This is a genomic window from Anaerolineae bacterium (genome assembly GCA_013178165.1).
In the GTDB taxonomy this organism is placed as follows: Bacteria; Chloroflexota; Anaerolineae; order Aggregatilineales; family Ch27; genus Ch27.
This window is the reverse complement of record JABLXG010000003.1, coordinates 129,124-141,060: the sequence shown is the minus strand read 5'-3', so window position 1 is coordinate 141,060 and position 11,937 is coordinate 129,124. Positions and strand designations below refer to the sequence as shown.

Annotated in this window: 10 protein-coding genes; 4 read left to right on the top strand and 6 right to left on the bottom strand. The window is 63.2% G+C overall.

What is annotated here, in order from left to right:
* Position 1: 1 nt before the first annotated feature.
* Genes HPY64_02650 through HPY64_02635 form a run of 4 tightly spaced genes read left to right on the top strand, consistent with a single transcriptional unit; the run spans position 2 to position 3,738 of the window.
* On the top strand, positions 2-712 hold the full coding sequence (locus HPY64_02650) for a PIG-L family deacetylase (GenBank protein ID NPV66029.1): 711 nt from the start codon (positions 2-4) through the stop codon (positions 710-712).
* Position 713: 1 nt separating this feature from the next.
* Positions 714-1,634 carry an ROK family protein gene (locus HPY64_02645; GenBank protein NPV66028.1) on the top strand — a complete coding sequence of 307 codons (921 nt, stop codon included), beginning with the start codon at positions 714-716 and terminating at the stop codon, positions 1,632-1,634.
* Between the two features lie 3 nt (positions 1,635-1,637).
* On the top strand, positions 1,638-2,393 hold the full coding sequence (locus HPY64_02640; GenBank protein ID NPV66027.1) for a sugar isomerase domain-containing protein: 756 nt from the start codon (positions 1,638-1,640) through the stop codon (positions 2,391-2,393).
* 49 nt (positions 2,394-2,442) lie between these two features.
* Positions 2,443-3,738, top strand: a complete 1,296-nt coding sequence (locus HPY64_02635; protein NPV66026.1) for a hypothetical protein — start codon at positions 2,443-2,445, stop codon at positions 3,736-3,738.
* A 79-nt stretch (positions 3,739-3,817) separates the two neighbouring features.
* Here HPY64_02635 and HPY64_02630 read toward each other — a convergent pair whose 3' ends face one another.
* The 6 genes from HPY64_02630 to HPY64_02605 all read right to left on the bottom strand — a co-directional run bounded on the left by HPY64_02630 (position 3,818) and on the right by HPY64_02605 (position 11,606).
* Positions 3,818-5,719: a glycoside hydrolase family 125 protein gene (locus HPY64_02630; protein NPV66025.1), complete on the bottom strand. Its 1,902-nt coding sequence runs from the start codon at positions 5,717-5,719 to the stop codon at positions 3,818-3,820.
* A complete protein-coding gene (locus HPY64_02625) occupies positions 5,716-6,810 on the bottom strand; it encodes an ABC transporter ATP-binding protein (protein ID NPV66024.1) in 1,095 nt (364 codons plus the stop codon). Before HPY64_02625 ends, HPY64_02630 begins: the two co-directional genes overlap by 4 nt.
* 9 nt (positions 6,811-6,819) lie before the next feature.
* Positions 6,820-7,656, bottom strand: coding sequence for a carbohydrate ABC transporter permease (locus HPY64_02620; protein ID NPV66023.1), 837 nt, complete (start codon positions 7,654-7,656; stop codon positions 6,820-6,822).
* Positions 7,657-7,684: 28 nt separating this feature from the next.
* On the bottom strand, positions 7,685-9,088 hold the full coding sequence (locus HPY64_02615) for an ABC transporter permease subunit (GenBank protein NPV66022.1): 1,404 nt from the start codon (positions 9,086-9,088) through the stop codon (positions 7,685-7,687).
* A 96-nt stretch (positions 9,089-9,184) separates the two neighbouring features.
* Positions 9,185-10,468: an extracellular solute-binding protein gene (locus tag HPY64_02610; GenBank protein ID NPV66021.1), complete on the bottom strand. Its 1,284-nt coding sequence runs from the start codon at positions 10,466-10,468 to the stop codon at positions 9,185-9,187.
* A gap of 115 nt (positions 10,469-10,583) precedes the next feature.
* Positions 10,584-11,606, bottom strand: coding sequence for a LacI family DNA-binding transcriptional regulator (locus tag HPY64_02605; protein ID NPV66020.1), 1,023 nt, complete (start codon positions 11,604-11,606; stop codon positions 10,584-10,586).
* Between the last annotated feature and the right edge of the window lie 331 nt (positions 11,607-11,937).

Below are 11,937 nucleotides of genomic sequence, written 5' to 3'. Positions count from 1 at the left end.
GATGGCAAAGAATCACCTGATGGTTGTTGGCGGGCATATCTCCGACCCGGAGAACATGGCCGGGGCGCTGATGCTCAAGCACAAGCGGGCCGGCTGGGATGTGACTATCGTGGCGGCCACCGCTGGCGAGAAAGGCCACCCCACGCTGCCGCCGGAGGAATACCTCAAGATGCGGCTTGAGGACGCCAGGGCTTCTTCCGAATTCATCGGAGCGAACTTCGAGCTGCTACCTTACCGCGACGGCGAGTTGCCGGTCAACGAGGAATCCACCTGGTTGATGGCCGACCTGATTCGCAAATACAGGCCGACGGTCATCCTGACGCACTGGCATGGCAGCATGCACCAGGATCACGCCAACACCAACGAGATCGTGCGTAAAGCGCTCTTCAAAGCAGGGTTGCCGGCCTTCAGACGGGAGTATCCACCGCACTCACCGCAAGCGGTGCTCTTCCCGGAAAACTGGGAAGACATGGAAGGCTACGTGCCCGACATTTATGTCGATGTCAGCGATGTCTTTGACGACTATCTGAAGCTGCTCAAGACTCACGCCTTAATGCGGGAAAACTACGCCAGCTTCCGTTACTACAACTACTACGAGGCGTTGGGCAAAATGCGCGGCGCGCTGGCCGGCTTTGACCGGGCGGTGACGCTGATGTACTCCCACAGCATGTATCGCTTTGAGCGCCGGACGGGGCTGCTGCTGGACGAGTGATATGCGGCTGCTGGCGGTAGATGTTGGAGGCACAAAAGTCGCGGCGGCGCTGGTAACCGACCGGGGCGAGTTACTGGCCAAAGTCCAGGAGCCGACCTGCCTGGAAGGGCCAGATGCCGTGGTGGCGCAGATCGCCGCCCTGGCCCGGCAGCTTGATCCCGTTGGCGCTTCCAGCGCGGTGGGGGCGGCGGTGCCTGCCGCGCTGGCCAGCGATGGGACTGACCGCGTGCTGTGGGCGCCCAACCTGCCTGGCTGGCGCGATGTCCCGCTGCGGGAGATGTTGCAGGAGCGGCTGGGCATCCCGGCCTGCCTGGAGTTTGACGGCCATGCGGCAGCGCTCGGCGAATGGTGGGTCGGCGCGGGGCGGGGCTACCATAGCCTGGCCTCGATCATCATCGGCACCGGCATCGGGGGTGGCTTCATCGTCAACGATGCGTTGTGGCCGGGGCGGGATCGCCTGGCCGGGGCGGTGGGCTGGTTCCCGCTGGCCGGGCCAGATGGCCCCGATCACTGGGAGAATCTGGCTGCCGGGCCGGCCATCGCCCGCCGGGCGGCAGCATTACTGGCAGAGGGCGAGCCGTCAACCCTGGAGCCAGAGGCGCTCACGGCACGGGAGATCTTTGAGGCGGCGCGGGGCGGTGACCCGCTGGCATTGCAGGTCGTCCGCGAGGCCGCCGTCGTGATCGGGCAGGGTGTGGCCAGCGTGATCAGCCTGGTCAACCCGGAAATCGTGGTACTGGGGGGGAGCGTTGGGCAGCAGGGCGACCTGCTGTTACCGACGGTGCAGGAAACGGTGAACCGCTGGGCCCAGCCGATTTCGGCCAGCGGCGTGCCGATCGTCAGTTCGGCGCTGGGGGAGGAAGCCAGCCTGCTGGGGGCAGCGTATTCCGCCTTTCGTCGTCTTGATCTGTCAGGAGCATAATGCATGTCTGCTGAGACCTATTTTCAGAAGGCTGCCAGTTTGCTGGAAACCATTCACCGGACGCAGCTTGGCGCTATTCAGAAGGCGGCCAAAGCCTGCGCCGCTTCCATCGCCGCCGGGCGGGCCGTGCACTTCTTTGGTTCCGGCCATTCTGTTCTGCCGGTGATGGATATGTTCCCGCGTTACGGGTCGTATGTCGGCTTGCACCCGATCATGGATCCACGCCTGATGTGGTTCAGCGTCACCGGGCCGGGCGGCGCACGCGAACTGCTGTGGCTGGAGCGCACGGAGGGCTATGTCGCCCAGGTGTTGCTCTCGCACAACCTTGATCCCCGCGACTCGCTGGTGGTGTACTCGCATGGCGGCCTTAACGCTGCGCCGGTGGAAATGGCCCTGGCCGGCAAGGAAAAGGGCCTGACCGTCATCGGCGTCACGTCGGTCGCCAACCATCAGATCAACAAGCCGACCCATTCTAGCGGCCATTCGCTCTATACGGCAGCGGATATCGTGATCGATAACTGCTGCCCACCGGAAGATGCGCTGGTGCCGGTGGAAGGCCGCCCGGAGAAGGTCGGGGCCAGTTCCACGCTGGCGGCGGTGGCCATCACCATGGCCCTGCTCTCCGAGATTACGGCGGAGTTGGTGCGCCTGGGGCATGCTCCGGAGCGCATCTTTGTTTCGCCCAACGTCAAGGAAGTCAACCCGGAAAACAACCAGCAGGTCTTCCGCGACTATATGGCCTTTGAAAAGCGGCTGTAAGCGGGGGGCGCAGGCCCGCCCCGGTGCAGCGCCGGGAGGAGGGAGGATCATGACGGCTCAACGCATGGCGATGATCGCGCTGGTTGCCGGTCTGTTGATGGCTGCGGTGGGCGTTACTGCTCAGGGCGGGCCAGCCTGGGCGGTAGCGGAGGCCGCTCCGCTGGCGCTGCCCAGCAGCGTCGGGCTGCGCACTTTCCCCGCGCCGGATGGGCGGCACTACGCCTACGAGAGCGCCGTCCGCCTGAACGGCCACATCGACCGTTTCCTGTGCGCGGCGGATAGCCTGTCGGCCACTGAGGCGCTGTGCCTGGTCCCGCTGGAGAATGTGGAGCGCGGCCTGGACGTGGAAGCGCGGACAGCCTTCATGCCGGTGGGCTGGGCGGCAGATGGATCGCGCCTGGCTTTTGTGGGTCAGCCGTTGTTGACCGGGGACGATGTTGACCTGTGGATCATGGACGTAGCTGCCGGGACGTGGACTAACCTGGCCGATGACGGTTACGACGGTCTGCTGACCGCCGCTGAAGTCCCACCCGGCGTGACGCTGGAACTCCAACCCGCCTGGTCGCCCGATGGGGCGTTCATCGCTGTGGAGCGCACCGTAACCGGTACAGATGGCGCTTTGCAGCCGTCCACGATCAGCCTGGTTGAGGCGGCGACGGGCGCGGTCACCGACCTGACCACGCTGCCCGGCAGCAGCCAGTACCCTTTTGACGCCGGGGCGACCGCCGGGCTGACCTGGTCGCCGGATGGGGCGCAGCTGGCGCTTAGCCTGGCCCATAGCTCGCTGGATGCTGCGGTTGATGGCGTGTGGCTGGTGGACCTGGAAAGCGGCGCGCTGACTCAGGTCGCGGCGCTGGCGGATATTCAGGCCAGCCTGAGCGCGGTCTACCCGGAGGTGACGCTGGCCAGCCTGGGGCCGCTGAGCTGGTCGCCGGATGGGGCGCGGCTGCTCTTCTGGGCGGGCAATATCAATGCCAATCCGGTAGCCATCTGGGCCTTCTGGATCACGCTGGCCGACGGTTCAATCACGCCGCTGCCGCTGCCGGCTCATCCTAACGACAGCGGCACCCGGCGCGGAATCTGGCCGCTGCAAGCGGCCTGGTCGCCGGACGGCGGGTCGCTGCTGATCGCCGCCAGCGGCAAGCTACCGGACGAGACGCTGGAATCGCTCGATCCGGCGGCGCGGGCGCGGATGAGCGTGCGCCTGGTCGATGTGGCCAGTGGCGAGAGTTATTTGTTGGGTGGCTTGCCCGCCGGGGCAGCGGCCCCATTTTACCTGGCAACCTGGGGGCCGGGTGGCGATGCCCTGCTCAACGGCTACCATCTGCGGATGGTGCAGCCATAAAGCGAAGTGTAGCGCCATTGCGCTGCTCATTCGGGAAGGAGACGGCCGGCCCTGTATTTGACCGGCCGTCTGGCATTTGTTATGTTGATGGGGCGGCGTCCAGCAGGGCGGCCAGGGCTGCTCCCGGCCAGGCGAACCAGTGTCGGGAAACAACCGCGCCGCTGAGTGCATCGCAAGCTTCGGACAGCGCGCCATCCCACTGGGCCATCTGCGTCAGGCGGGCGATAACGTGTGTGGCCCGGTTGTTGTCGCCGATCAGGCGGGCGTAGAGCAACTCCTGGACCAAACCCAGCGGCCACGGCGCAGGCGTATGGATGGACCCCAATCCGCCCAGCGGGCCGGTGTAGTACCCCCCGGTATTGGCCTCCGAAAAAGCGAATTCCAGGGTCGCTCTCCAGAGCGGATCATCTGCTTCACAGAAGCCCCAGATCGGCGCCAGAACCAGCGGCAGGTCGTTGGCGTCGTGGTAGAGGTGGTGGTGACCATGACCATCGGTCAGGTAGGCGAGGAGGGCGCGCCCCCCGTAATCGGCGGTGAAATGCTGGCGCGTAGCCGCCCGGAGTTGTTCTGCCCAGGCAAAAAGCCCGGCATCAGCCAGCAAACGCCCGATCCGGCGCAAGGTATACCATAGCAGAATATGGCTGGAGAGGTGGTAAGGCATGGCAACCGGATCGTCGGCGGGCGTCTCAGCGGTGGGTAACAGTCCGCTGGCGCTGTCCTGGCGGGCGCGTAGCATGGCCAGGATCAGGTCGGCATGTCCCCCCAGACGGGCCAGCATGGCATGATCGCCGGTAGCATCTACATAATCGGCCAGTTCCAGTAGCGGAAAGATCTGCTGATCCAGCTGGAAGATTGGGTCTTTCAGTTGCCCGTTGGCCAGGTAAGAGCGCCCCCAGGCCCCGCCGGGGCGTTCCGCGACCTCAAACAACCACAGCAAGTGACGGCGGACCACTTCGGCCATCTCCCGCCGCCAGCGCAGCAGGGCCAGCGCCGCATAGTACGAGTCGCGGTTCCAGGAAAGCGGCAGGAGTTGGTGATCGGTCAGCAGGCAGAGGGCGTCGCCAGCAGCCTTGCCGGGGACGGGGACGGCACAGGCCAGGGCGTAAACCAACGCCCGGCGCAAAACAGCATCCAGCGGATGGGCGGCATGCGGCCAGTCAATCCAGCGGGCCTGCCACATGTCAAGGGTGCGGCGCAGCAACTCAGCTGGCGGTGAGGAGTCTTCGGCCAGCCTTCTCCAGGTATCCCAGGCCTCGTCCGGATTGCTGCCTGGGGCGATGAAGAGGGCGATCTCCGGCATAGCAGGATCACAGCCAGGCGCAGTGAGAGGCGCGCCACCGAGCATGAGTGTACCGTCAGGGTTCGGGTTGGCTTCGGTGGCGGAAAGCACAACTGCCCAGCCCAGCGCCGGGTTTACCAGGCCTACTGGGCCACCTGAGCGGGGGTAGAAGGGCCGTGTTTCGTGGGAGGGCATGGGCAGCGGCCCGCCCTCGGTGAGCTGGGTGTAGGCACAGCGCTGGAGCGAGACTCGCCCACTCAGACGGACAGGCATACCGGCCCGCGAGAAGCGCCAGATCTGAATCAATCCCACGGGCGTATCAACAGGGATGAAGGTGGTGCATTCGGCGGTTGACCCGTCGGCCAGGGTCAGGCGCAGGTGAGGCACAGCGTCTTCGACCAGCCAGGCTTCGCGCCCGACGATCGGCGTAGCGAACGACAGACCGAAGCCTTCCAGGGTAGCCAACCCGGCGCGGTAGGCCCGCACTGCTGCCGGGTTGTAGCGTCCCCCCTCCGGGAAGGGCAGGGCGGTGGTGAGCGTAACGTAGCCGTGCGCCGGGTGGTAGCCGTTGAGGGCAGTCAGGCGCCCGTCGTGGTTGACACTGCCGGTGAGACCACCGCCAGCAAAATCCAGAGGTTTGCCGCCTGCTGACTGGATCAACCGGCGGCGGTGGTACGTCGTTAGAAGTTCGCTTGTGTTCACGCCGGCAGGATTGTCCTTCCGGTCTCGCGGTCGATCCAGCGGATTTTCTCCACCGGGAAGCGCACCCAGATATCGCTGTCTGGGAGGGCGGGGAAGTCCGGGTGGGTAGAGAGCTTGATGATGTCGTCGTGCACCTTGATGGTCAGCAGATTCTGCGATCCCAGCGGTTCAACGACCAGCACCCGCACCTTGAGTGCGTCCTCAGCGGGGTTGCGCAATGCCTCCATGTTTTCTGCCCGGATGCCGATCACGATCGGCCGCCCATCATAGCTTTTGAGTAGCTCGGTGTAGACAGGGGTCGGGGTGAGGGTGAAGTCACCAATGCGCACCTTCACCGCGCCGTTTTCCTGCTGAACCTGGCCCACCAGGAAGTTCATCGGCGGGTTGCCGATGAAGCCACCAATGAAACGGTCGGCAGGCATGTCGTAAACGCGGGTGGGCGTGTCGCACTGCAGGATACGGCCGTTGCGCATGACGGCGATGCGGTCGCCCATGCTCAGGGCTTCGATCTGGTCATGGGTGACGTAGATTGTGGTGACCTTAAGGTCGGCCAGCAGACGCTTGAGTTCGGCGCGCATCTCCAGCCGCAGCAGGGCGTCCAGGTTGCTGAGCGGCTCATCCATTAGCAGGACTTCCGCCTGGACAGCCAGGGCGCGGGCGACCGCCACACGTTGGCGCTGGCCACCGCTCATCTGGCTGGGGTAACGCTGCAACATGTCATCGATGTGTAGCATCTCGGCAGCCTGGCGCACCTGGCGGTCGATTACCGCGCGGTCGGCCTTGCGCATGGTCAGGCCAAAGGCAATATTGTCGTAGACCGTCATATGCGGGAAGATGGCGTAGCTCTGAAAGACCATGGAAATGCCGCGCTCGCGTGGAGGCAGGTAGGTGATCTCCCGACCGCCAATGCTGATCCGGCCAGAGTCAGGCAGGCCCAGCCCCGCCACGGCGCGGAGCAGCGTCGTCTTGCCGCAGCCGCTGGGGCCAAGGAGCACCACAAATTCCTGATCTTCAATAGTTAGACTGACGTCATCAACGGCGGTCACCTTGCCGAAGGTTTTGGTGACATGCTCGATCTTGATCTCGGCCATAGCCTTGCCTCACTTGGTGATCTGCCCCCACATATTGAACAGATAGCGGCGGATGAAGAAGATGAAGATCAGCGATGGAATCAGCATGAAAAACCCGCCGGCGAACTTGTACTCCAGGGGGGACGTGCCCAGCACTGTGAGCACCTGGGCCGGCAACGTGCGGTTACGCACCGTCAGGACAACCGCTGCAAAAACCTCGTTCCAGGACATCACGAAGGTGAAAATCGCTGACGCAGCGATGCCCGGCGCGGCCAGCGGCAAGACAACGCGCACAAACGCCCGTAGGGGCGAACTGCCGAAAACCTGCGCCGCCTCTTCCAGCTCGCGCGGGACGCTGGCGAACACGCTGGACATCACCAGAACGGTGGTGGGCAGGGTCAGCGCTGTGTGCATCAGGGCCAGGCTGATCAGCGAGTCGCGCATCCGCAACTGGATGAAGATCACTGCCAGGGGGATGGCCAGCACCACAATCGGAAAGGCACGCACCGCCAGGATCGCCAGCCGGAAGGCAGTGCGCCCGCGGAACAGGTAGCGCGAGATGGCGTATCCTGCCGGGATGGCCACCAGGCTGGAGATAGCAACTGTTAAGAGCGCGACCACGATACTGCGGCCGGTTGCATCCAACACGCCCTGCGAGTTCAGGAAAAAGTTCATTGTCTCAAAGGAGACTGGATTGGGTAGCAGGCTCTTGGGGAAGCCACGCACGGCCTCAACCGTACTGAAGGCCATATTAGCGATCAGCAGAATCGGCAACAGAATCCAGGTGGAAAGGATGATCGCCAGGGTGTAGACCAACGCCCGGTTGAAACGACGGCGGCGGATGGCCCGGCGCTGGATGGCTGCCATTTCTGCGGACAGCGGGGGGAGGGCTTGACTATTCACCGAGGGCCTCCTCTTGGGTCCGGACCGAACGCAGGTAGAAGATGGCCGTCACCATCGAGATCAGCAGGATCAGGCCGGCGTAGGCAGCGGCGATATTGGGGTTGCGGAACTCAATGTACCAGCGGTAGGTCTCGTTGGCCAACACGGTCAGGCCACGGCCCGCGATGGCGATCACCACACCGAAGACCTGGAAGGCCAGGATTGTGCGCAGGATGAGGGCGACCTGTAGACTGGGTTTAAGCAGCGGCAGGATGACATAACGAATACGTTGCCACAACCCCGCGCCGAACAACTCTGCCGCCTCCAGGTAGGATTCCGGGACGGCCTGCAGCCCGGAGACAATAATAACCATCACGATTGATGTGGCCCGCCAGACTTCGGCCAGCACAACTGCCAGAATCATGTAATAGGTTGTATTGGGGCTGAGAAAAATGATCGGGCTGTCGATGATCCCCAGGCCGACAAGCAGGCTGTTGAGGAAGCCCGCCTGGGTGAAGATCGAGAACCACACAATGCCGACTGCCAGATCGGAAGTCGCCAGGGGGATCGAGAAGATATACAGGAACAGGCTGTTACCGCGCAGCCGCTGCTGGAGCACCATAGCCATGGTAAAGGCCAGCAAAAACTGAATGGGCAGGATGAGCGCGATCAGCAGCAGGGTAGTGGTCAGGGCGGGCATGAAGTCGCGGTCGTTGACCATGCGCTCGATGTAGCGCAGCGTCCACTCGCCACTATCGCCGGTCTCAACCAGACCGTTGATCGTCCCCCCGCTTTCCGAAAGAACCTGCAGGTAGCGACCAGGCGCCCAGCCGGTGATCGGGCTGCCGTCAACTGCCGGGCCGCTGACCTCATACCAGATTTCGAATGTTGCCCGTTCAAGAATGGTGACTTCGGTATCCTGTAGTACGCGGGCGGTGACAGGGCTGATTGGCCCCGGCTCGCTGCGCACATCACGGTCGCGTCGCCTGATGATTCCGCTGGTGGCGGGGGCGCCTTCGCTCTCCGGCTCGTTTTCCCGCACGTAGCTTTCTGGGACCCAGCCGCTAAAAGGTGCTCCTTCGGCGTCCAGGCCCTCGATGTGGTACCAGATTTCAATGCTGACCGCCTGCGTTCCCCCTTCAGTGGCTTCTTCAGGCGTTTCAACTGCGGTGGATGGGCCGGCGGCGATGCCCCGGTTGCCCAGCAGGATTACCTGTGTGCTCTGCTGCATCCTGCCCACGATAGCGCTGGCAGTGGTTGGCTCAGCGTACAGGGTGAGGATGGACTCCTCCGCCCGGAAGGCGAGAGTCAACGATCGTACCATTGGCCAGGCGAAGAACAGGATCAGGAAGATTGTTGATGGCAGGAGCAGCAGGTAAGGCGTCCAGTTGATCTTTGTTCGTCGTTGCAGGTTCACAGGCGTCCTCCCTGCCAGAAGTAAGAGGGGAGCCGGACAGGGTTGCCCGGCTTCCCCTGGTGCGTTGAGATGCTGTCCCGGATGACCGGGGGCAGCCTATTCGACCTGGCAGATGCCTTCGCTGACCGGGTCGGGCGGCCAGCAGGCGGCGCCGGTATCGTTCAACAGGGCCTGCAGATTGGCGGCCTCTTCGTTCAGGACGGTGACAATGTCCTCACCATCCAGCACAATGCGGGTGAAGACGGCGCGGTAGATGCCATTGATCTCACCGCCGCGCTCGCCAAGACCAACCGGCAGCAGGGCCGGCAGGGCGTCAGGCGCGGTGGCCTGGGCGTTGACCGCAGCCGCTTCGATAGCTACTTCCACCGGCAGGGCTTCCACATCCACACCAGCAACAACCGGGAAGAAGGCCAGATCGCGCAGCACCTGCGCCTGCACCTCGGGGGTGGTCAGGTAGTCGATCAGGGCCATTGCGCCTTCGGGATTGGGGGCGCTCTTGGGGATGCCCAGGCCAACCACGACCGGCATGAAACCACGCCCGGCAGGACCGGCGGGCGCCGGGAAGGCGATGAAGTTGTCGGGCTGCTCGCGGAAAGCGTTGATCAGGCGGGCGGTGTGGTCAAAGGCGACCCAGACCTCACCGGCCAGCAGCGGCTCCTGCATCTGGGAGTAGGTGATCGACTGCTCATGGACGTAGGGCCACAGGTCCTTGAGGAACTGGAACATCTCAACAGCGGCTTCGCTCTTGAACCCCGTGACCATGCCGCCAGTGTAGGAGGGGTAGATGTAGCCCTCCATGAAGCGATGCCACAGGCCGCCTTCGCCCAGCGGGAAGCCCAGGCGGGCCTGGCCGGTTTCGTCTTTGATGGCCTTGGCCCACTCAGCCAGTTGATCCCAGGTCAAGGCATTCAGGTCGGCGCCTTCCGGCAGGTATTCCAGGGCATCTTTGTGTGCGGCCATGACATAGGTGGCCTGCATCCAGGGGATGTAATACTGGTAGTCTTCGCTCCCCATCAGGCCTAGCTCCACAAAGGCGTCGGCCAGGTCGCGGTCAGCTTCCAGATCTTCCAGCAGGTCGGTCAGGTCCATGAGGACGTCGGCCTTGACCAGGCTGGGGAAGCCACCATGCAGGATGCCCACCAGGTCAACAGTGCCCTGCCCGGCTTCCGCTTCGGCGATCACCAGGTCCAGCAATTCGCCTTCCTGGAGCTGGTTGAAGTAGTCCACCTCACCGAATTCACTCAGGATGGCGCGGAACTTCTCACCTTCTTCGACCGGCGAGAACTGTGTGCCGAAGAAGCTAACCGGCCCCTGAGCGACCACGATCGACACAGAAACCAGGACGATGACCAGCGCAAACAACACTGTACGGGTTTTCATGTTTCTCCTCCAGGCGTTAAATCAGGCAGAATGGGCGGGTAGTTTACCCGGTTACGGATTGTGTTCGATATCCACCTCCCTTGTGTGATGTGACGCAGACACAGCCACAGCAAGTTCAACTGACGCGGCTAGGTCCGCTGGACGCACGGACAATCAGCTTTGGTTCCAGGATGCGCTGGGTGATGGTTGGCTCTTCGGCGCGGATCTGCTCGATCAGCAGCAGGCAAATCTGCTGTCCGACTTCAAAGCTGGGCTGGCTGACGCTGGTCAGCGGCGGATCGGTATGGCGGGCCAGCTGAGTGTCGTCGTAGCCGCCCACGGCCAGCTCTGGCCCCACGCGCAACCCGCGCTGCCGGGCAGCCATCATGACGCCCAGGGCCATCATGTCGTTGGCGGCGATGATCGCAGTGGGACGCGGCGTATGTTCCAGCAGGCGCAGGCCGCATTCCAGACCGCTTTCCTCGGTCAGGTTGCCGATCTCGACCAGCGTGGGGTCAAACGGGATTCCGTTGGCTTCCAGCGTGCGACGGTAACCGAGCAAACGATGCTCGGTGAACATCAGGTCAGGGGAGGTGGAGATGTAGGCGATGCAGCGATGCCCCAGATCGATGAAGTGCTGGGTGAGCAAACGCAACCCGATCTCGCCATCTACATCGACGTAACTGAAGGGGAAGTCGGTTTCGCTGCGCCCAAAGGCGACAACAGGCATCCCGATCTCGTGCAGATACTGGATGCGCGGATCGCGCCGCCGTGTGCGCAGGACGATCATGCCATCGACGCGGCTACCGCCGACCATCCGTTTATAGGCGGCCAGTTCATCGGCAGCGGTTGCATGGGTGCCCAGTAGAAGATCGTAAGAGAGGTTACCGGCTTCGCTGCCGACGCCGGCCAGAAATTCGTAAAAGAAGGGGTCAGTCAGGTAGGGGCCGTAGGAGGGCAGGATGATGCCCAGCGTTTCGGTGCGGCGACTCTTGAGCTGGCGGGCCAGCAGGTTGGGCTGGTAACCCAGTTGCTGGGCCGTCTCCATGATGAGTTGGCGCGTTTTTTCGGAAACGTCGTTGTAGCCCGCCAGCGCCCGTGAAACCGTGGTGATCGAAAAGCCGGTTTCTTCCGCCAGATCCTTGAGCGTGACCCGCACCAAAGACTCCTGTTCCTGAACAGAGGGGAGCGCCTCAAACACGCGCAGGGAATAAAGGTGCAGCGACAGATCGGATGATCCAAAACCTTTTGGATTAATTTCAGTATAGTCCAAAAGGTTTTGGACTGTCAACAAGCCCAGATGACTCTGAGCAAAGTGCCCGAACCTGGCGGGGTGGTGGTGGCCGGGCGCCGGGTGGGCAGCGAGCGCAATGTGGAACGGCAACCCCAGGGTCAGCGCAGCTAGAACAGGGGAAAATGGTCGGGGTTTGGGATCTGGTTGTGCTCACGCCTGGCTGATTAGAGTCTCTCTGCTAGCTTTGGATATAATG